This is a genomic window from Billgrantia sp. C5P2 (assembly GCF_051062895.2).
The window spans coordinates 2516532-2535131 of the sequence record NZ_CM128542.1 but is presented as its reverse complement, the minus strand read 5'-3'; the positions used below and the strand labels follow the sequence as shown (position 1 = coordinate 2535131).

Here is an 18600-nt window from a genome sequence, read left to right as displayed (position 1 = left end):
AGGGTCGGTCTCGCATCACCGGCGGCCTTTGGGTACCATGTGCGGCTTTTCTCGCTCCCTGGCCGATAATCAGCCCTAGTGCGCAGGAATGCCAAAAATGAAGAACCTCCTCGAAAGACACTTCAAGCTGACTGAGCACAATACCAGCGTGAAGACCGAGGTCATTGCCGGGATCACCACCTTCCTGACCATGGCCTACATCATTTTCGTCAACCCCAGCATTCTCTCCGAAGCGGGCATGGATTACGGTGCGGTGTTCGTCGCCACCTGTCTTGCCGCGGCCGTCGGCTGCTTGATCATGGGCCTGTGGGCCAACTATCCCATCGCCCAGGCGCCTGGCATGGGGCTCAATGCCTTCTTCACCTATGGCGTCGTGCTCGGCATGGGCTACACCTGGGAAGCAGCGCTGGGCGCCGTGTTCCTGTCCGGTTTCTGCTTCTTCCTGCTCAGTGTGTTCAAGATCCGGGAGTGGATCATCAACTCCATTCCGCTCTCCCTGCGCCTGGGCATCGCTGCGGGCATCGGCCTGTTCCTGGCCATGATCGCGTTGAAGAATGCCGGCATCGTGGTATCCAATCCGGCCACCTACGTGGCGCTGGGCGATCTTTCCGAGCCTGCCGCCATCTACGCGTTGCTCGGCTTCTTCGCCATCACCGCCATGGCCTATTTGCGCATCACCGGAGCGGTGATGATCGGCATCCTCGGCGTGACCGTGTTGGCCATGATCCTGGGACACAACCAGTATGGCGGGCTGATGTCTATGCCGCCTTCGATCGCGCCGACCTTCATGGCGCTGGACCTGTGGGGTGCGCTGGACATCGCCATGCTCAGCGTCATCTTCGCCTTCCTGTTCGTCGATCTGTTCGACACCTCCGGTACGCTGGTGGGCGTGGCACACAAGGGTGGCCTGCTCGACAAGGACGGCAAGCTGCCGCGCCTGGGGCGCGCCATGATGGCCGACAGCGGCGCCTCCATGGCAGGTGCCGTGCTGGGTACCTCGACCACCACCAGCTATATCGAGTCCACTGCCGGTATCGCTTCGGGCGGGCGCACCGGACTGACCGCCGTGGTGGTGGCCGCGCTGTTCCTGATCAGCCTGTTCTTCGCGCCGCTGGCGGGCTCGATCCCGGCTTACGCCACCGCCGGCGCGCTGCTCTACGTCGCGGTGCTGATGGCCGGCAGCCTGGCCCACGCCAACTGGGACGACCCGACCGACGCCGCGCCCGTGCTGATCGCCGCGTTGGCCATGCCGCTGACCTTCTCCATCGCCGAGGGCATTGCGCTGGGCTTCATCAGCTACGCTGCTATCAAGACCCTCTCCGGCCGCTTCCGTGACCTCAACCCGGCCGTGGTCGTGCTGGCGATCCTGTTCGTGTTGAAGTTCCTGTTCCTAGACTGACATTTTCTCACCGAGAGCTGCGATGAGCATTTACGGCGACTACATCAAGTCCGTGATCCGAACCGTCCCCGACTGGCCGCAACAGGGGGTCAACTTTCGCGACATCACCCCGCTACTGCAGAACAGTTCGGCCTTCCGCAAGCTGATCGACAGCTTCGTGCATCGCTACCAGGACATGGAGCTGGATGCGATTGCCGCCATCGATGCGCGCGGTTTCATCATCGGTGCGCCGGTTGCCTACGAGTTGGGCTGCAGCTTCGTGCCGGTGCGCAAGAAGGGCAAGCTGCCGTTTCGCACCATCAGCGAGACCTATACGCTGGAGTACGGCCAGGCCGAGGTGGAACTGCATTCCGATGCCTTCCGCCAGGGCGACAGGATTCTGATCATGGACGACCTGATCGCCACCGGGGGCACCATGCTGGCCGCCGCCAAGCTCATCACCCGCTCGGGGGGGCAGGTGGTAGAGACCGCTACCATCATCGACCTGCCGGAGATCGGCGGGTCGGCAAGGATTCGCGAGGCCGGCTTCGGCGTCTTTGCGGTCTGCTCCTTCACAGAGGACGAGTGACATCATCATGAGCAACGCCCGCTATCACCAGCACTTCACCGTTTCGTGGGATCAGTTGCATCGCGACGTACGCGAACTCTGTCACCGCCTGGTCGAGCGTGACTTCAAGGGCATCGTGGCGATCACCCGTGGTGGCCTGATCCCGGCGGCGCTGATCGCCCGCGAGCTCAACGTGCGCTTGATCGATACCGTCTGTATCAAGAGCTACGACCACATGGACCAGGGCGGGCTGGATGTCATGAAGGGCGTCGATCACGATGGCGACGGTTGGCTGCTGGTCGATGACCTGGTCGATACCGGCAAGACGGCGCGCAAGGTGCGCGAGATGCTGCCCAAGGCGCACTTCGTCACCATCTATGCCAAGCCGGAAGGGCGGCCGCTGGTCGATCAGTACTTGACCGAGGTGGCCCAGGATTGCTGGATCCAGTTTCCGTGGGACATGGGGGTCGCCTACGTGGAACCCTTGGTCGATCAAGTGAAGCGATAAACGGGGCGGTACGCCATGAACTGTCCATTGCCCGAGAGCTGGCAGCGTTGGTTGGGAAGCGAGTTCGAAGCCCCCTACATGCAGGCGCTGCGTAATTTCCTGGCAGCCGAGAAGGCGGCCAGGAAAATCGTCTATCCGCACTCCTCGAACTGGTTCCGGGCCTTCGAGCTGACACCACTGGAGCGAGTCAAGGTCGTCATTCTGGGGCAGGACCCCTACCACGGGCCCAGCCAGGCCCATGGCCTATGTTTTTCGGTGCGCCCCGGCGTGGCGACGCCGCCGTCGCTGGTGAACATCTACAAGGAACTGGTCGCCGACGTCGGCTTCCGGCCGGTCGATCATGGCAATCTCGAGTACTGGGCGCGCCAGGGCGTGCTATTGCTCAATACCTCGCTGACGGTAGAGCAGGGCAATGCCGGTTCGCACCGTGGCAAGGGCTGGGAGACCTTCACCGACCGTGCCATCGAGGTCGTCAACGCCCATGCCGAGCCCTGCGTGTTCCTGCTGTGGGGCAGCCATGCCCGGCAGAAGAAGGCACTGATCGATACGTCGCGACACCTGGTGCTGGAGTCGCCACACCCTTCGCCGCTCTCGGCGCACCGGGGCTTCTTCGGCAATCGTCACTTCTCTCGGGCCAACGCCTTCCTCGAGGCGAACGGGCGCGAGCCGATCGACTGGCAGCTTCCCGCGACACCTGAAGCTGTGCCTTAACCTCTGTGCGGGATGAGGGTAAAATGGCGCGCGATTCGTCCCGGCAATGATTAGTCACTCACCCCCCCCCCCATGCCAAGAGGTCCGTCATGAGCGTCCACGCCATCCACCATCCGCTGGTCCAGCACAAGCTGGGTCTGATGCGTGAAGCGGGCATCAGTACCAAGAGCTTTCGCGAGCTGGCAGGCGAGCTGGCCAAGCTGCTCACCTACGAGGCGACCCAGGACCTGGAGCTGGAAGAACAGGCTATCGACGGCTGGAGCGGCGAGCCGATTCCGGTGAAGCTGCTCAAGGGCAAGAAGGTGACCATCGTGCCGATCCTGCGTGCCGGGCTCGGTATGCTCGACGGCGTGACCGACCTGATCCCTAGCGCACGGATCAGCGTGGTGGGGCTCTATCGTGACGAGGAGACGCTGCAGCCGGTACCCTATTTTGCCAAGTTCGCCGGCGACCTCGACGAGCGCATGGCCATCGTCATCGACCCCATGCTGGCGACAGGTGGCACCATGGTGGCAACGCTCGACATGCTGCGCGAGCGCGGCTGCCAGCAGATGAAGGTGATCGTGCTGGTGGCGGCACCCGAAGGCATCAAGCGGGTGCAGGATGCCTATCCCGACATCGAGATCTATACCGCTGCCGTCGATGATCACCTCGACGAGAACGGTTATATCGTTCCCGGTCTCGGCGATGCTGGAGACAAGATCTTCGGCACAAGATGAGCTGCACGATACGGATAAGACGCCCCTGAGATTGCGATCCAGGGGCGTTTTTCTGGGCAGGATGCCTTCATTCGACCAACGACACACAGAAGGGCTGCTACCCATGAGCGAACACGTGGCGACTGCGCAGGCGCCGACCGACTCCCTGCCGAGGATTCTCCTGACCGGGGCGCAGATGCTCTTCGTCGCCTTCGGCGCCCTGGTGCTGGTGCCGCTGCTGACCGGGCTCGACCCCAGTGTAGCCCTGTTCACCGCCGGGATCGGGACCCTGGTGTTTCACGGCGTGACCAAGGTCACCGTGCCGGTCTTCCTGGCTTCCTCGTTCGCCTTTATCGCCCCGATCCAGGGCTCTGTGGCCAATTTCGGCGTGCCCGCCACCATGGGTGGTTTGATGGCGGCGGGGCTGGTCTACGTGGCGATCTCCCAGGCGGTGCGCATGAAGGGCACCGCCTGGCTGCACCGCCTGCTGCCACCGGTGGTGGTGGGGCCGGTGATCATGGTGATCGGCCTGGCGCTGGCCCCGGTGGCGGTCAGCATGGCCACCGGCGAGACCAGCGACCATATCGGTTATGGCCCGGCGATCTTCCTCTCCATGACAAGCCTGTTGGTCACCTTGGTGCTGGCCGTTTTCGGCCGTGGCCTGCTGCGGCTGGTGCCTATCATGGGCGGCATCCTGGTGGGCTATGCCTTGGCGCTGTTGATGGGGCTGGTGGATTTCACGCCGGTACGCGAGGCGTCCTGGCTGGCCATTCCCTCGTTCACCGCGCCGAGTTTCCACTGGGCGGCGATCCTGTTCATGATTCCGGTGGCCATCGCGCCGGCCGTCGAGCATATCGGCGACATGATTGCCATCGGCTCGGTGACGCGCAGGAACTACCTGGAGAAGCCGGGGCTGCACCGCACCCTGCTGGGCGACGGGCTAGCAACCTCTACTGCGGCGTTGTTCGGCGGTCCGCCCAATACCACCTATTCGGAGGTGACCGGGGCCGTGACGCTGACTCGGGCATTCGACCCCAGGATCATGGTGGTGGCCGCCTGCTTCGCCGTCGGGCTGGCCTTCGTCGCCAAGCTCGGCGCACTGTTGCAGACCATTCCCGGTCCGGTGATGGGCGGCATCATGACCCTGCTGTTCGGCTCGATTGCCGTGGTGGGGATGAATACTCTGGTACGCGCCGGCCACTCCTTGACCGCGCCGCGCAATCTGGTCGTGGTGTCGCTGATCCTGGTGTTCGGTATCGGTGGCATGCAGTTCGGCGGCGGTCAGTTCACCCTGCAGGGCGTGAGCCTGGCAGCCCTGGTGGGCATCGTGCTGAACTGGGTACTGCCTCGCGCCGAAGAGGAGTAACGTACAGCCTTGAGCATTGTTTGAAAAGTCGGCGAGCGAAGGCCAGACAAGGCAAAAATCAGTGAAAAGACGGAGTTTACGCGGTGTAAATGAGTACTTTGAACTGATTTTTAACGCAGTATGGCCAAGCGCAGCCAGTTTCGGACAAAGCTTAGGTGTGGTGCATCTCCCTGCCGCCCTCAGAAAAGGTCGGTGGGGAGTTGGCACTGACGATCACGCACTCTTCATCGCTGACGTTGCGAAAGCGGTGGGGCAGGCGTGAGTCGAAGTAGTAGGCGTCGCCGGTGCGAAGCAACCGCGCCTCGCCGGCCACGGTGAGTTCGATCTCGCCGGCCACCACCACGCCGCCTTCCTCGCCGTCGTGCTCGAGCATTTCATCACCGGTGTCGGCCCCGGGAGGGTAGCGCTCATGGATGATCGACATGCTGCGATCCGGACGGCGGGCCGCCACCAGGCGCCACGACAGATGCCCGTCGCCTATCTCGGTGAGCTCCTCGGCAGGATAGAAGGCGCGCGGTGGGGAGGGTTCGTCGCCGGCAAAGAAGGCGCTGATCGATACCGGCAAGGCATCGAGGATCTTCTTCAGTGAGCTGACCGAAGGGCTGACGCTGTTCTGTTCAATCAACGAGATGGTGCTGTTGGTAACGCCGGCTCGCTTGGCCAGCTCGCGTTGGGACAGCTTGCGCGCTTTGCGCAACTCGCGCAGACGAGTCCCCACATCAAATCCTTCCATTGTCAGGTCCAGGTCGTTCGATTTGTTTGACACATGATACCCGTTGCAGGCGTCGTGCATAAGATGATCCGGATCATGGCAGGCAAGCAATTGGCTCTCAGGCCATGGCACCGGCGTGCCGGCTAAGGCATCATGGTGGATATGTCCGATCGCCCCGTCACCGTTCCGAACCCACTGACCGATATCACCGGCCTGATCCTGGCTGGCGGCCAGGGCCGCCGCATGGGCGGGCGCGACAAGGGGTTGGAGCTATTGGGTGGGGTTGCCTTGGTCAGTCATGTCCGGGCGCGCCTGGCGGGCAGGGTAGCTGAGGTATTGATCAGTGCCAACCGCCATCTCGAACGCTACCGGAGCCTGGCCGATCGTGTCGTGAGCGACACGGTGGGCGGCTTTCAGGGACCGCTGATGGGTATTTACGGTGGGCTATGTGCCGCCACCACACCATGGGTATTGGTTGTACCCTGCGATACACCGGTCCTGCCACCGGATCTGGTGGAGAGAATGGCGGCGGGTATCGGCCGCCACCGTATTGCCGTGGCCCATGACGGAGAGCGTCTGCATCCGGTCGTGGTGCTCCTGGAGCGAGCGTTGGCCGATGACCTGCATGCCGCCCTCGCAGAAGGGGAACGCAAGGTCGGTCGCTGGTTCGAGCGCCACGCCTGGACCGCTGTGGATTTCAGCGATTGTCCCGAGGCCTTCGACAATCTCAATACCGATGAAGACAGGCGACGCCTGGAGATGCGCCTGAACGAGGAGAGCCGAACCTGATGTCACGACCGGAGCACGGCTCACTGAGCCTCGACGATACACCGCCACTGCTCGGCATAGCCGCCTGGAGCGGAACCGGCAAGACCACGCTGCTCGAGGGCCTGTTGCCACGCCTGGCGGCACGCGGGTTGCGCACGGCGGTGATCAAGCATGCTCACCACGGTTTCGACGTCGATCAGCCGGGCAAGGACAGCCATCGCCTGCGCCAGGCGGGAGCCATGCCGATGCTGGTTGCCTCTCGTGCCAGGTGGGCCATGATGATGGAAACGCCAGGGCAGGAGGAAGCCGACCTGGCTCAGTTGATCGAGACGATACGGCACCAGCGTCCGGACCTGGTGCTGGTGGAAGGCTTCAAGTCCTGGCCCTTGCCCAAGCTGGAGCTGTATCGCGAAGCGCTAGGCAAGACGCTGCGTGTGGCCGAGGATCCCTGGGTCAAGGCGGTGGCCAGCCATCCATCAGTCAATGTGCCTGCCGGCGTTGATTGGCTCGACCTGGATGACCTGGACGCCATCGCCGAGTGGGTCGCCGCCTGGCCATTGAGATGGCCGGCAGAGCGGGCCCCGCGTGGCTTGGCTTGAGCGTATTTCCTCTGCTTGGAACATGTATCCAAATAACCGATTCCGAGGCTGCCTCACATGAGTCTGACCCATCTCAATCAGCGCGGCGAGGCCCATATGGTCGACGTCGCCGACAAGGCCGAAAGTCGCCGTGAGGCGACCGCTTCCGGTCATATCCAGATGAAACCGGAGACTTTGGCGCTACTCATCGAAGGCGGGCTGCCGAAGGGCGACGTGCTGGCGACGGCGCGTATCGCCGGTATTCAGGCCGCCAAGCGTACCCATGAGCTGATCCCGCTGTGCCATGCGCTGCCGCTGTCGAAGGTGGCGGTCGACTTTCACCTGGACGAAGAGAATTTCCGGGTCGAAGTGGTTGCCACCTGCCGCCTCAACGGTCGCACCGGCGTGGAGATGGAGGCATTGACAGCGGTCTCGGTGGCTTGCCTGACGCTCTATGACATGTGCAAGGCAGTGGACAAGGACATGGAGATTGGCGCCATCCATCTCGACGCCAAGCGTGGCGGAAAATCGGGTGACTACCAGCGCCAGCCGAGCGCTACGGCGGCTCCGATCGTTACGGGGGAAGGTACTACTGGCCAGGTGTCGGTGGGCAGCCGCTGCGATATCGACTCGCCCTGTGTCAGGGTGAAATTCCTGGCCGAGTTGCGCGAACGGCTCGGTGTCAGTGAACTCACCCTGCCGCTCGACACCCTGCCTAGTACTGACGTCGGGGGATTGAAGAGCGCGCTGCTGAAGAGCGATGCGCGCTTTGCACGATTGAGTGAAGGGAAGGTGCTGTGCGCTGTCAATCAGGTCATGGCGCTGGATCCGACGCCGATCACCAATGACGATGAAGTGGCGTTCTTCCCACCGGTAACGGGAGGCTGAGCGGTATGATCCGGGTGCAGGAGGCGTGCTTCGACGCAGGCGACGAGCAGCGGCAACTGCTGCAAGGCCGTTCGGACATTGGCGCCGTGGTCAGCTTCACCGGGCTGGTACGCGATTTCAACGAACGTCCGGACGTCAGCGGGCTGACGCTCGAGCATTATCCCGGCATGACGGAAGCCGCCCTGAGTGAGATCGTGGCAGAAGCGGAATCGCGCTGGCCGCTCCAGGGGGTGCGTGTCATTCACCGGGTTGGGCGTCTTTCGCCCGGGGAGCCTATCGTATTGGTAGTGGTCGCCAGTGCCCACCGCCGCGCAGCCTTCGAAGCATGCGACTTCATCATGGATTACCTCAAGACCCGTGCGCCTTTCTGGAAAAAGGAGCATAGCATTACCGGAGACTACTGGGTTGCCGAGCGCGAATCGGACCACCGGGATGCCAATCGTTGGGAGAGCGACAATGACAAAATCCCCTGAGACCTTGCCAGCCGAATTGATCGACGGCTTCGGCAGAAAGGTTCGCTATGTGCGGATCTCCGTCACCGATCGCTGCGACTTTCGTTGTGTTTACTGCATGAGCGAAGAGATGACCTTCCTGCCCCGGGCACAGATCCTGACGATCGAGGAACTGAGCATGGTGGCGCAGGCATTCATCGAGATGGGCGTGGAGAAGATTCGCCTGACCGGCGGCGAGCCCCTTGTGCGTCGTGGCCTCGATCAACTCATCGAGCAGACCAGTGCCCTGCCTGGACTACGCGAGCTGGCCATGACCACCAACGGGGCCGGGCTGGTCAAGCATGCCAGGCGCCTGCGCGAGGCTGGCCTGGACCGGCTCAACATCAGTCTGGACACGCTCGACCCGCAGCGTTTCCGCGAGTTGACCCGCACCGGCAATCTCGAGCAGGTACTGGATGGGCTGCGTGCAGCACGGGAAGCCGGCTTCGAGCGTATCAAGCTCAATGCCGTCATCCTCAAGGGGCGTAATGACGACGAAGTGCTCGACCTGGTCGAGTTTGCCCGAACCGAAGGCGTAGACCTGAGTTTCATCGAAGAGATGCCGCTGGGGGATGTTTCCGACCACTCACGCGCCGAAACCTTCTGCTCGAGCGATGAGGTAAAGGCCCTTATTGAACAGCGCCACGAGTTGATTCCCACCGCCGAATCAACACTTGGCCCTTCGCGCTATTACCGAATGACCGATAGCGCCAGCCGCATTGGTTTCATTTCTCCCCATAGCCATAACTTCTGCGCCAGCTGCAATCGAGTGCGTGTCACGGCGGAAGGGCGGTTATTGTTGTGCTTGGGTAATGAGCACTCAGTGGATTTGCGCGCTGTGCTGCGCCAGAACCCGGGCGACCTCGATGCCCTGAAGCGGGCTATCGTCGCGGCTCTGCCGCTCAAGCCCGAGCGTCACTATTTCACTACCGATGGTGATGTCCAGATCGTCCGCTTCATGAACATGACCGGCGGCTGAGCGCTGGCAGTAGCCCTCTTTTCTCCATGTTCTTTCCCGATATTCGGCCTTGCGTTGGAACGGGCTTTTCTTGCCAATTCGGCAAATCGGCATATACTTTCGACGAGTGAGCCTCAAGGCTGACTCGTCGTTTTCTTGCATGGAGGAGGCCAATGTCCAGCGAAACCCTGGAGCGCATCGCCCGTAACAAGAACGTGGCTCGGGCTGCGGCTCGCCAGTTGAGCATGGAGCAGCTGCACAAGCTCTCCGATGTGATCGGCGAGGTCATCGAGCAGAAAAATGAAGAGGAGAAGCTCCGCAAACAGGAAGAAGCGGACAAGGAGAAGAAACTGGCTGAGATCCGTGAGGCCATGAGTGATGCCGGTCTCTCCGTGGAAGATCTCGTGGGTGAACAGCCTCGCCGTCGGCGTGGACGTCCACCCAAGAATGCCAGCGGTTCGTGAGCCAGCCGGACGCGAATCGTCTGCTTGCGCAACTCGGGACGGGAATGATGCATGAGGTGTCATTCCCGTCCTGCTGATGCATTCTCCGCCGCGTTCGGCCAGCCATGACATCCGATCGGATTTACCGGTAGGCGAGCGACTCCACGGCGATCAACTGAAGATGTACGTCGGGTAATTGACGCAAGTGCTGCCCCAGCCAGGAGGTGATTAGAGGCTGCAGGGCGATACGAAGTTCGGCCAAGGTTTCCGCCTCGACTTCCACCAGGCGTTCGTCGAGCCACTCGGTAAAACTGTCTTCATCCATCGCGCTGACGCGGTGGGCATCCAGCATCAAGCGGCCTATTCGTGTCCAGCCAGTCTGGGTCGGGGCGACCGACAGCGCGAGATGCAGAATGCCATGGCGTGACGATCCTCGCTCCGCCGTAAGTCCAGGCAGAGGCGTGACGGCATTCTGGCTGACGATGCAGGGGCGCTGAGGGTGACGTGACTCCAGGCTCAGTCCTTCCCCATCGAGTCGAATCAGATCGCCATTGACCGGCGCCAGCGGCGCCTGAATCCCCATCGATTCCGCCAGCTCCTGGTGTGCCTGCTGGTGGCGGCGCTCCCCGTGTACCGGCAGCAGATGTCGTGGCTTTATCCAGTCATAGAAGATGCGCAATTCGTCCTGGGCGGGATGGCCCGAAGCGTGAAGCTCGGGGTGGTTGAACTCGTCCCACACGGCCACATCAAGATGTCTCAGGGCATGCTTGAGGCGCTCGATCTGACGCTCGTTGCCTGGAATTGCCTTGGCCGAGAAGAGAATGGTATCGCCCGCCATCAGCTCGAAGCTGGGATGCCGGCCATAGGCCAGTCGACTGAGGGCGGCACGAGGCTCGCCCTGGCTGCCGGTGGCAATGACCAGGACTTCCGATGGCGGGAGGTAGCCGAGATCGCCGACCGGTACCAGCGGCGGCATGTCGTCCAGGTACCCGAGACTTCGGGCCACCGCCACCATGCGTTCCATGGCCCGCCCCATCAGACTGACCCGGCGGCCGCAGCGCTCGGCGGCCAGGGCCACGGCCAATACCCGAGCCAGATTGCTGGCGAAGCAGGTCACCACGACGCGCCCCGTGCACTGGGCGAGGCGGTGCTCGAGCGCCCTTGCCACTTCGCCCTCACTGCGCGAATGACCCGGCATGGGAGCGTTGGTCGAGTCGCCGACCACCAGGTCCACGGGCGCCAGGGCGCGAAACAGCGAGCCCTTTACCGGTGGTCCGATCAAGGGCTCCGGGTCGAGCTTCCAGTCACCGGTATGCAGCACTCTGTAGTCGCCGATGGCGATCAGCAGCGCGCAGCTTTCCGGTATCGAGTGGGTCAACGGCAGGTAGCGCAGGGTGAAGGGCCCGCTCTCCAGCGCTTCACCGGGCTCGATCACCCGGATGGCATCGACAGCGAGGCCGCGCTCGAGGAATTTTCCGCGGAGCAGGCCGGCAGCCAGCGGTGTGGCGTATACGGGGCATTGCCATTTGGGCCATAGCCAGGCGGCGGCACCGATATGGTCTTCGTGCCCGTGGGTAATGATCAGGGCCGTGGGACGAATGCCGAGTGCTTCAGGTGTTTCGAGGCTGGGCACCTGCAGCGGCGTGTCCGGCAGGTCCTGACGGATCATCATGCCGCAATCGACGGCAATCCATTCATCCTCATGCCCGTAGAGTCCCAGGTTCATGCCGATTTCGCCGCAGCCCCCCAGTGGCAGGAAGTGAAGCGGGGAACGGCGGCGGGGACGAATGGTGACTTGAGTCGAATGCATCGGCAAAACATGACCAGACAATGGAAACTTCACTATACGGGAACGTCGCAACCCTCCACAAATGCGATGCCGGTGCTGAGTGGGGTAGACGTGTCCCAGTCTGCCGAGTTCGCTACAATGCGTGCTCTCCGAATATCGTTTCGTATCAGGTTGGGTCCATGTCTCACTATTATCGTCTCGTCGTTTCCTGTCCCGACCGCCGCGGGATCGTGGCCCGCGTCTCCGGCTTCATTGCCGGTCACGGCGGCTCCATCACGGAAGCCAGCCAGCACTCCGACCTCGAGGCCGGGCGTTTCTTCATGCGTTACGAAATCCTTGCCGACTCCATCGGCATGACCGCCGCCGAGCTGAGGGAAGCCTTCACGCCCGTGGCCCGCGAGTTCGACATGGACTGGGCGCTGCGCGATACGCGCCGCCGACCGCGGGTAGTGCTCATGGTCTCTCGCGAGTCGCACTGCCTCGTCGACCTGCTGTATCGCTGGACGGCCGGGGAGCTGGAGGGCGATATCGTCGGAGTCATCTCGAATCACGACGACATGCGCAGCATGGTCGAGTGGCATGACCTGCCGTATCACCATGTGCCGGTTGGAGGCGACGACAAGAGCGCAGCCTTCGCCGAAGTCGAGCGTCATGTCGAGGCAATGGAGGCCGATACCGTGGTGCTGGCTCGCTACATGCAGATCCTGCCGCCGCGGCTGTGCCAGCGCTATGCCGGCAAGGTGATCAACATCCACCACAGCTTTCTGCCTTCATTCGCCGGCGCGCGGCCCTATCACCAGGCGCATTCGCGAGGGGTCAAGCTGATCGGTGCCACCTGTCACTACGTGACCGAGGAACTGGATGCCGGGCCAATCATCGAACAGGACATACACCGCGTGAGCCACTGCCATACGCCACAGGACCTGGTCCGTTTCGGACGCGATGTGGAGAAGGCGGTACTGGCACGCGGTCTGCGCTGGCACCTGGAGGACCGGGTGCTGATTCATGGCAACAAGACCGTGGTCTTCGCCTGATCCCGGCAGTTGATCTTCGCAGGTAGTACGCCATGACCTTTTCCGAGCCGATTCTGGCCTCGTGGCTGTTGATCGTCAGCGGTTTGATCTCACTGGCGGGACTGGCCCTGGCGCTGATGCAGCGTCCTTGGCAGGCCCTGCTGTCCGATCGCGGCCTGCAACATCGCTGGTTGGCGGCGAGCGTGGCGGTCGTACTGTTGTGGCAGCTCAGGGCTCAGTCGGTGGACTGGCTGTCGTTGCATCTGATGATGACGGTGCTGATGACGCTGATCTTCAAGGCGCCGCTGGCGCTTGTGACCAACTTGCTGGCCAATCTCTCGCTGCTCGCGCTGGGCAAGGCAGGCTGGCCGCTGCTTGGCGTGAACGTGCTGATCACCGGGTTGGTGCCGGTCACGATCATGGTGACGATATGGCGTATCGTGGACCGCTACCTGCCCGACAATCTGATGATATTCCTGTTCCTGTGCGGTTTCTTCGGAGCAGCGCTGGCGACGTTGGGGACTGGGCTTGCGGGCCTGGGGTTGGTCCTGCTCGGCGCCATCGATCCCGAGGCGGTCCATCTGGCCAAGGAGTACGCGCTTTTCCTGCCACTGCTGATGCCCTCGGAAGCCTTCCTCACCGGCATGCTGCTCAGCGTGCTGATGGTCTATCACCCCAGTTGGGTTGCGACGTTCAACGCTCATCGCTATATCGATACCAAGTAGGCCTATAGCGGCAGGCTGAGCTGCCGCCGTGCATCGTCCGATACCAGCCGTACCCCGACGCCCAGCAGGCGTACCGGACGCTGGCGTCTGGCCCAGGCCTGCTGCATCAGTGAGGCGAAGATGTCGAGAGTGGGCAGGCCGCCCCGGGAGTCTAGGGTGGTGAGGGAGAAGTCGTCGAAGCGCACCTTGACGAAGGTGCCGGCGATCGGGGGGTGGCCATGACGAGCCAGGCGCGCCTCGAGGCGTTCGCACAGCGGCGACAGCTGAGTGTGGCAGTGCGCCAGGTCGGGCAGGTCGGTGGCGAAGGTGGTCTCCACGCTCACCGACTTTCGCTCGCGCTCGATGCGCACCGGCCGGTCGTCGATGCCCCGTGCCAGCTCGAACAGGCGTCGTCCGAACTTGCCGAACTCCTGCAGCAGGCGCTCCAGTGGAATGCGCTGCAGATCGTCACAGGTGGCGATCTCCAGGGTCTGCAGACGCTTGGCCGTGGCCGGACCAACGCCGTGCAGCTTCGTGACTGGAAGCTCGCGCAGGAAGTCGTCTACCTGCGAGGGGGCGATGACGGTAAGGCCGTCCGGCTTCTCCCAGTCGCTGGCAATCTTGGCCAGGAATTTCGCCGGGGCGGCGCCCACCGAGACGGTGATACCCACCCGCTTGAAGCACTCCTCCTTCAGCCAGCGTGCCATCCAGGTGGCACTGCCCGAAAAGCGGGTCACGTCGGTGACGTCGAGGAAAGCCTCGTCCAGCGACAGCGGCTCCACCAGCGGCGTCAGCTCGTGAAAGATCGCCAGCAGCTGCCGTGAAGCCTCGCGGTAACGGTCGAAGTCGCCGGGCAACAGAGTGAGGTGAGGGCACAGGCGCAGCGCCCGCGCCGTCGGCATGGCGGAATGAATGCCGTAAGCACGGGCAGGGTAGTTGCAGGTGGCAATGACCCCGCGCCCCTCGGCGCTGCCGCCGATCGCCAGCGGCACCTCACGGAGAGAGGGGTTGTCGCGCATCTCCACCGCGGCGTAGAAGCAATCGCAATCGGCATGCAGGATCTTGCGGCTCATGGGGGCGTCGTTCCGCTCAGCTAGAGCGCTTTCTGAGCGACGACCAGACAAGGCGGAGCTCGACGAGGAAGCGGAGTTGACTGTAGTCAATGAGCATTCCGAGGAGAGCTCCAACGCCGTATGGTCGAGTTCAGGAAGCGATCAACCCAAAGCTTGGCCGCTGCCGCCGCGTATAACTCCCACCCCGATACCCTCGATCTCCAACTCTTGATGACGCAGATCCACCTCGATGGGCGCAAAATCGGCGTTCTCGGCTTCCAGCACCACATGGTGCCCCTGGCGGTGGAAGCGCTTGACCGTGACTTCGTCCTCCAGGCGCGCCACCACTATCTGGCCGTCGCGTACGCGATCGGTGCGATGTACCGCCAGCAGGTCGCCTTCGAGGATGCCGGCATCCTTCATCGACAGGCCACGTACCCTGAGCAGGTAGTCGGCGCGAGGGGTGAAGAAGTCCGGGGGCAGGGGGCAATAGCGATCGATGTGCTCGGCGGCAAGAACAGGGCTGCCGGCAGCCACTTCGCCGATGATGGGCAGTCCCTCGTTGCCTGGCTCACTGAGGGTGCTATCGACCTCCTGAGCCGGCAGGCGAATACCGCGCGAGGTGCCACGAATCACCCGTATCACGCCCTTGCGCTCCAGTGCGCGCAGATGTTCCTCGGCGGCATTGGGCGAACGAAAGCCCAGCGCTCGGGCGATTTCTGCACGGGTTGGCGGATAGCCGAGTTCGTTCATGGTCTTGACGATGAAGTCATAAACGTTCTGCTGGCGCGAGGTCAGTGGGCGTGTCATGGCGAACTCCAGTGGCGACTGCCGTATTGGTCAAGTATACAGCATGGAAGCCCATACAGTAAAAGGTGATGTTCCGCCTCGGCAGTCGCTCAGAAGATGTTTAAAACGAATCTGGAACGCCATATGTTGAGGGATAAAGCGTAATGTCGTAGACTTTTGTAATGTTTAAAACAGATGTTTTCAGTGGAAACTGATCATGGCCCAAACCGATACCGTCACGCGCATTCTCGACACCGCAGAGGTGTTGTTCGCCGAGCGCGGCTTCGCCGAGACCTCGCTGCGCACCATCACCAGCAAGGCTCGCGTCAACCTCGCCGCGGTCAACTATCACTTCGGCTCGAAGAAGGCACTGATACAGGCGGTCTTCTCGCGCTATCTCGATCCCTTCACCGTGCGTTTTCATCATGCCCTCGATGAACTCGAAGCACGCCACGCGGGCGGTGTCATTCCGCTGGAGGAACTACTTGAGACCATGGCACGCACCGTGCTCGAAGTGCCCGCCGAGAAACATAGCCTCAAGGTTTTCATGAAACTGTTGGGGTTGGCTTACAGCCAGGCCCAGGGGCATCTGCGCCGCCATATCCAGGAGGAGTACGGCAGCGTCTTCACTCGCTTTACCGAGCTGGTGCGACTCGCCACCCCGGAGTTGCCCGATGCCGAGCGGTTCTGGCGCCTGCATTTCGTCCTCGGCACGGTTATCTTCACACTGTCCGGCCTCGATGCACTGCGTGACATTGCGGAGAAGGACTACCATGAGCACGTCTCGGTGCGCGACCTGATACGTCGTCTGCGTCCCGTGGTGGTAGCTGCCATGAACGCTCCTTTGCCTCCGCCTCCCGCCATGCAGCCGGCCAAGGCGAGCTGATATGCGCACCCCTCGGCTGGACGCTTTACCGCCCCGGGATGGGGACTGGTTCGAGATCGATGTCGGTCGCCAGTGCCTCGTCCAGTGGCAAGGCGAGCGCCCCCTGGCGGAGTGGCCGGTGTCGACGGCACTGGCGGGAACGGGCCAGCAAGAGGGCAGCGGTTGCACGCCGTTGGGCTGGCATTACGTGCGAGCGGCGATCGGCGGCGGTCAGCCGGCTGGCACGGTGTTTCGGGGCCGGCGCCCCACCGGCGAGATCTACAGCGCGGCGCTGGCGGCCGCTCACCCGGGGCGCGACTGGATCCTGACTCGCATCCTCTGGCTGTGCGGGCTCGAGCGTGATTTCAATCGTGGCGGCGACGTCGACTCACAGAGGCGCTATATCTATCTACACGGCACACCGCCGGATCAGCCGATGGGTGAGGCTCGTTCACATGGCTGTATCCGCATGCGTGACGAGGCACTGCTGGAGGTCTTCGCACTGGCACTGCCCGGCACGCCCGTCTGGCTGCACGAATGACGAGATAAGGCGCAGGCATGCCGGTTCCACTGAGGTTCGGTTCAGGTGTGTCATGGATGGCTGTTGCCGTAGGCGGCTTTAGTCTAGAATCAGCTCCCTTTCATGCCCCAAGGACACCGAACATGACCCAGACCCTTGGCCCGGTGATGCTCGATCTGGAAGGCACCGCATTACGCAAAGAAGAGCGCGCGCTGCTCAAGCGTCCCGAGGTGGGAGGTGTCATCCTGTTCGGCCGCAATGTAGAGCATGCGCGGCAAGTGCGGGAGTTGTGCGATAGCATTCGGCGCGTTCGCCCCGAACTGCTGCTGGCCATCGACCAGGAAGGTGGCCGGGTTCAGCGGCTCCGTGAAGGAGTGACTCGTCTACCCGCCATGGGTCGGATCGGCCGGGATTATGAGGCCACTCCGGAAGTGACCCTGAGGTTGTGCCTGGATACCGGCTGGCTTCTAGGCATGGAGATGGCGGCCTGCGGGCTCGATCTCAGCTTTGCCCCGGTGCTCGATGTCGATACCGGCATCTCCAGCGTAATTGGCGATCGCAGTTTCTCCTCCAGTCCTCAGGCCGTCGCGGCCATGGGCGGTGCGTTCATCAGTGGCCTGCACGAAGCCGGCATGGCGGCGGTGGGCAAGCACTTTCCCGGACATGGCGGGGTGGCGGCTGATTCGCACCTGGAGCTGCCGGTCGATGAGCGCCCGCTCGAAGCGCTGCGTCAGCACGACCTGATACCCTTTGCCGAACTCGCCTCTCGGCTCGATGGCGTCATGCCGGCCCACGTCATCTATTCTGCCTTCGACTCGCGTCCGGCAGGCTTCTCCGGCAGTTGGCTGGGCCTGCTGCGCGAGTCGCTTGGCTTCAAGGGCACCATCTTCTCCGACGACCTTGGCATGGCAGGTGCCGGTTTCGCCGGTACGCCGGGTGAGCGAGCCCTGGCGGCGCTGAACGCCGGTTGCGACATGGTGCTGGTGTGCAACGACCGCGCCGCTGCGCTCGAGGCGCTGGAAGCCTGCCAAGGACGGACCACACGCCTGACGGCGCGCTTGCGCTACGGCCGGGCCCGTCCCGACATCGAGGCGATCGAGGCGCTGGGGCGCTGGCGTCGTGTGCATGCACGGCTCGAGGCCATGGCTTCGTTCTGAACTGCCTGACCGAAACCCATTCGATTACCTGTACTGATACGAGTCCTTCATGCCCAAGCTCGAAGCCGATTTTCACGAATCTCTTGCCTCCATGCGCGACGTCATGGAGAACGCCGACTGCCTGATCAGCCATGAGGAGGTCGAGCGCGCGCTGGACCGCATGGCCGAGCAGATCTCTGCCGACCTGGGGGACAAGCTACCGGTGTTCTACTGCGTGATGAACGGTGGCCTGATCACCACCGGCCACCTGTTGACTCGCCTGGGCTTCCCGCTGGAGGTCGATTACCTCCACGCCACCCGCTATCGCGGCGGCCTGCGCGGAGGGGAGCTGTTCTGGCGGGTCTCGCCGGAGATACCCATGGCCGATCGCCACGTGGTGATCGTCGACGACATCCTCGACGAAGGCGCCACCCTGGCGGCGATACTCGCCTACTGCCGCGAGGCGGGGGCGGCCAGCATCTCCACCGCGGTGCTGGTGGACAAGCGCCACGACCGCAAGTCGGTACCCGGCCTCAAGGCCGACTACTGCAGCCTCGAAGTGGTCGACCGCTACGTGTTCGGCTTCGGCATGGACTACAAGGGCTACTGGCGCAACGCGCCGGGCATCTTCGCTCCCAAAGGGCTTTGATTCATACATTCAGGAA

22 protein-coding genes are annotated in these 18600 nt (G+C 62.9%); 18 read left to right on the top strand and 4 right to left on the bottom strand.

The window, feature by feature from the left end:
• The first annotated feature begins 97 nt into the window (after window positions 1-97).
• The 6 genes from ACRWQA_RS11655 to ACRWQA_RS11630 all read left to right on the top strand — a co-directional run bounded on the left by ACRWQA_RS11655 (window position 98) and on the right by ACRWQA_RS11630 (window position 5229).
• Window positions 98-1399 carry an NCS2 family permease gene (locus ACRWQA_RS11655; protein WP_263583718.1) on the top strand — a complete coding sequence of 434 codons (1302 nt, stop codon included), beginning with the start codon at window positions 98-100 and terminating at the stop codon, window positions 1397-1399.
• A gap of 22 nt (window positions 1400-1421) precedes the next feature.
• Window positions 1422-1967 carry an adenine phosphoribosyltransferase gene (locus ACRWQA_RS11650; RefSeq protein WP_434228566.1) on the top strand — a complete coding sequence of 182 codons (546 nt, stop codon included), beginning with the start codon at window positions 1422-1424 and terminating at the stop codon, window positions 1965-1967.
• 7 nt (window positions 1968-1974) lie between these two features.
• Window positions 1975-2454, top strand: coding sequence for a xanthine phosphoribosyltransferase (gene gpt, locus ACRWQA_RS11645; RefSeq protein WP_263583720.1), 480 nt, complete (start codon window positions 1975-1977; stop codon window positions 2452-2454).
• A gap of 15 nt (window positions 2455-2469) precedes the next feature.
• A complete protein-coding gene (gene ung / locus ACRWQA_RS11640) occupies window positions 2470-3165 on the top strand; it encodes a uracil-DNA glycosylase (RefSeq protein WP_434228563.1) in 696 nt (231 codons plus the stop codon).
• Between the two features lie 89 nt (window positions 3166-3254).
• A complete protein-coding gene (gene upp, locus ACRWQA_RS11635; protein ID WP_263583722.1) occupies window positions 3255-3884 on the top strand; it encodes a uracil phosphoribosyltransferase in 630 nt (209 codons plus the stop codon).
• Window positions 3885-3987: 103 nt separating this feature from the next.
• Window positions 3988-5229 carry a uracil-xanthine permease family protein gene (locus ACRWQA_RS11630; RefSeq protein WP_434228561.1) on the top strand — a complete coding sequence of 414 codons (1242 nt, stop codon included), beginning with the start codon at window positions 3988-3990 and terminating at the stop codon, window positions 5227-5229.
• Between the two features lie 151 nt (window positions 5230-5380).
• On the opposite strand, the gene ACRWQA_RS11625 is transcribed toward ACRWQA_RS11630, so the two are convergent.
• Entirely contained in the window at window positions 5381-5962 is a 582-nt protein-coding gene (locus tag ACRWQA_RS11625; protein ID WP_434228559.1) for a cupin domain-containing protein, read from the bottom strand.
• Between the two features lie 141 nt (window positions 5963-6103).
• On the opposite strand from ACRWQA_RS11625, the gene mobA reads away from it, so the two are divergent.
• The 6 genes from mobA (at window position 6104) to ACRWQA_RS11595 (ending at window position 10088) form a co-directional block, all read left to right on the top strand.
• Complete coding sequence (gene mobA / locus ACRWQA_RS11620; RefSeq protein WP_434228558.1) at window positions 6104-6730, top strand: molybdenum cofactor guanylyltransferase MobA; 627 nt, start codon at window positions 6104-6106, stop codon at window positions 6728-6730.
• Window positions 6730-7308: a molybdopterin-guanine dinucleotide biosynthesis protein B gene (gene mobB / locus ACRWQA_RS11615; protein WP_263583726.1), complete on the top strand. Its 579-nt coding sequence runs from the start codon at window positions 6730-6732 to the stop codon at window positions 7306-7308. Before mobA ends, mobB begins: the two co-directional genes overlap by 1 nt.
• Window positions 7309-7365: 57 nt before the next feature.
• Window positions 7366-8175 (top strand): cyclic pyranopterin monophosphate synthase MoaC, encoded by an 810-nt coding sequence (gene moaC / locus ACRWQA_RS11610; protein WP_263583727.1) that lies wholly within the window; start codon window positions 7366-7368, stop codon window positions 8173-8175.
• A gap of 5 nt (window positions 8176-8180) precedes the next feature.
• Window positions 8181-8648, top strand: coding sequence for a molybdopterin synthase catalytic subunit MoaE (moaE, locus tag ACRWQA_RS11605; protein WP_263583728.1), 468 nt, complete (start codon window positions 8181-8183; stop codon window positions 8646-8648).
• Window positions 8632-9645: a GTP 3',8-cyclase MoaA gene (gene moaA / locus ACRWQA_RS11600; protein WP_434228555.1), complete on the top strand. Its 1014-nt coding sequence runs from the start codon at window positions 8632-8634 to the stop codon at window positions 9643-9645. The genes moaE and moaA overlap by 17 nt, the downstream gene beginning before the upstream one ends.
• A 152-nt stretch (window positions 9646-9797) precedes the next feature.
• Complete coding sequence (locus ACRWQA_RS11595; RefSeq protein ID WP_111412080.1) at window positions 9798-10088, top strand: H-NS family histone-like protein; 291 nt, start codon at window positions 9798-9800, stop codon at window positions 10086-10088.
• 121 nt (window positions 10089-10209) lie between these two features.
• Here ACRWQA_RS11595 and ACRWQA_RS11590 read toward each other — a convergent pair whose 3' ends face one another.
• Entirely contained in the window at window positions 10210-11793 is a 1584-nt protein-coding gene (locus ACRWQA_RS11590) for a ribonuclease J (protein WP_434228584.1), read from the bottom strand.
• Window positions 11794-12035: 242 nt separating this feature from the next.
• Between ACRWQA_RS11590 and purU the strand changes: the two genes are divergently transcribed.
• Window positions 12036-12890 (top strand): formyltetrahydrofolate deformylase, encoded by an 855-nt coding sequence (purU, locus tag ACRWQA_RS11585; protein ID WP_263583730.1) that lies wholly within the window; start codon window positions 12036-12038, stop codon window positions 12888-12890.
• Between the two features lie 32 nt (window positions 12891-12922).
• Complete coding sequence (locus ACRWQA_RS11580) at window positions 12923-13594, top strand: energy-coupling factor ABC transporter permease (protein ID WP_263583731.1); 672 nt, start codon at window positions 12923-12925, stop codon at window positions 13592-13594.
• Window positions 13595-13596: 2 nt separating this feature from the next.
• On the opposite strand, the gene dinB is transcribed toward ACRWQA_RS11580, so the two are convergent.
• Both dinB and lexA read right to left on the bottom strand, forming a co-directional pair.
• The gene (gene dinB / locus ACRWQA_RS11575) at window positions 13597-14646 is read right to left on the bottom strand and encodes a DNA polymerase IV (protein ID WP_434228552.1); all 1050 of its coding nucleotides are present in this window, start codon (window positions 14644-14646) and stop codon (window positions 13597-13599) included.
• Between the two features lie 141 nt (window positions 14647-14787).
• Entirely contained in the window at window positions 14788-15435 is a 648-nt protein-coding gene (gene lexA / locus ACRWQA_RS11570) for a transcriptional repressor LexA (RefSeq protein ID WP_263583733.1), read from the bottom strand.
• Window positions 15436-15631: 196 nt separating this feature from the next.
• On the opposite strand from lexA, the gene ACRWQA_RS11565 reads away from it, so the two are divergent.
• The 4 genes from ACRWQA_RS11565 (at window position 15632) to ACRWQA_RS11550 (ending at window position 18584) form a co-directional block, all read left to right on the top strand.
• Complete coding sequence (locus ACRWQA_RS11565) at window positions 15632-16300, top strand: TetR/AcrR family transcriptional regulator (protein WP_263583734.1); 669 nt, start codon at window positions 15632-15634, stop codon at window positions 16298-16300.
• A gap of 1 nt (window position 16301) precedes the next feature.
• The gene (locus tag ACRWQA_RS11560; protein WP_263583735.1) at window positions 16302-16820 is read left to right on the top strand and encodes a L,D-transpeptidase; all 519 of its coding nucleotides are present in this window, start codon (window positions 16302-16304) and stop codon (window positions 16818-16820) included.
• Window positions 16821-16942: 122 nt separating this feature from the next.
• Window positions 16943-17956, top strand: coding sequence for a beta-N-acetylhexosaminidase (gene nagZ / locus ACRWQA_RS11555; RefSeq protein WP_263583736.1), 1014 nt, complete (start codon window positions 16943-16945; stop codon window positions 17954-17956).
• Window positions 17957-18005: 49 nt separating this feature from the next.
• Window positions 18006-18584 carry a hypoxanthine-guanine phosphoribosyltransferase gene (locus ACRWQA_RS11550; RefSeq protein WP_263583737.1) on the top strand — a complete coding sequence of 193 codons (579 nt, stop codon included), beginning with the start codon at window positions 18006-18008 and terminating at the stop codon, window positions 18582-18584.
• Window positions 18585-18600 lie beyond the last annotated feature (16 nt).

What these genes read in the sequence shown, in the direction of transcription:
- ACRWQA_RS11650 (WP_434228566.1), top strand. Translation starts at nt 1,422, where the DNA reads ATGAGCATTTACGGCGACTACATCAAGTCCGTGATCCGAACCGTCCCC.
- moaA (WP_434228555.1), top strand. Translation starts at nt 8,632, where the DNA reads ATGACAAAATCCCCTGAGACCTTGCCAGCCGAATTGATCGACGGCTTC.
- purU (WP_263583730.1), top strand. Translation starts at nt 12,036, where the DNA reads ATGTCTCACTATTATCGTCTCGTCGTTTCCTGTCCCGACCGCCGCGGG.
- nagZ (WP_263583736.1), top strand. Translation starts at nt 16,943, where the DNA reads ATGACCCAGACCCTTGGCCCGGTGATGCTCGATCTGGAAGGCACCGCA.
- moaC (WP_263583727.1), top strand. Translation starts at nt 7,366, where the DNA reads ATGAGTCTGACCCATCTCAATCAGCGCGGCGAGGCCCATATGGTCGAC.
- lexA (WP_263583733.1), bottom strand. Translation starts at nt 15,435, where the DNA reads ATGACACGCCCACTGACCTCGCGCCAGCAGAACGTTTATGACTTCATC.
- mobA (WP_434228558.1), top strand. Translation starts at nt 6,104, where the DNA reads ATGTCCGATCGCCCCGTCACCGTTCCGAACCCACTGACCGATATCACC.
- moaE (WP_263583728.1), top strand. Translation starts at nt 8,181, where the DNA reads ATGATCCGGGTGCAGGAGGCGTGCTTCGACGCAGGCGACGAGCAGCGG.
- ACRWQA_RS11590 (WP_434228584.1), bottom strand. Translation starts at nt 11,793, where the DNA reads ATGAACCTGGGACTCTACGGGCATGAGGATGAATGGATTGCCGTCGAT.
- ACRWQA_RS11560 (WP_263583735.1), top strand. Translation starts at nt 16,302, where the DNA reads ATGCGCACCCCTCGGCTGGACGCTTTACCGCCCCGGGATGGGGACTGG.
- ung (WP_434228563.1), top strand. Translation starts at nt 2,470, where the DNA reads ATGAACTGTCCATTGCCCGAGAGCTGGCAGCGTTGGTTGGGAAGCGAG.
- upp (WP_263583722.1), top strand. Translation starts at nt 3,255, where the DNA reads ATGAGCGTCCACGCCATCCACCATCCGCTGGTCCAGCACAAGCTGGGT.
- ACRWQA_RS11655 (WP_263583718.1), top strand. Translation starts at nt 98, where the DNA reads ATGAAGAACCTCCTCGAAAGACACTTCAAGCTGACTGAGCACAATACC.
- gpt (WP_263583720.1), top strand. Translation starts at nt 1,975, where the DNA reads ATGAGCAACGCCCGCTATCACCAGCACTTCACCGTTTCGTGGGATCAG.
- ACRWQA_RS11630 (WP_434228561.1), top strand. Translation starts at nt 3,988, where the DNA reads ATGAGCGAACACGTGGCGACTGCGCAGGCGCCGACCGACTCCCTGCCG.
- ACRWQA_RS11580 (WP_263583731.1), top strand. Translation starts at nt 12,923, where the DNA reads ATGACCTTTTCCGAGCCGATTCTGGCCTCGTGGCTGTTGATCGTCAGC.
- ACRWQA_RS11595 (WP_111412080.1), top strand. Translation starts at nt 9,798, where the DNA reads ATGTCCAGCGAAACCCTGGAGCGCATCGCCCGTAACAAGAACGTGGCT.
- ACRWQA_RS11625 (WP_434228559.1), bottom strand. Translation starts at nt 5,962, where the DNA reads ATGGAAGGATTTGATGTGGGGACTCGTCTGCGCGAGTTGCGCAAAGCG.
- ACRWQA_RS11550 (WP_263583737.1), top strand. Translation starts at nt 18,006, where the DNA reads ATGCCCAAGCTCGAAGCCGATTTTCACGAATCTCTTGCCTCCATGCGC.
- mobB (WP_263583726.1), top strand. Translation starts at nt 6,730, where the DNA reads ATGTCACGACCGGAGCACGGCTCACTGAGCCTCGACGATACACCGCCA.
- dinB (WP_434228552.1), bottom strand. Translation starts at nt 14,646, where the DNA reads ATGAGCCGCAAGATCCTGCATGCCGATTGCGATTGCTTCTACGCCGCG.
- ACRWQA_RS11565 (WP_263583734.1), top strand. Translation starts at nt 15,632, where the DNA reads ATGGCCCAAACCGATACCGTCACGCGCATTCTCGACACCGCAGAGGTG.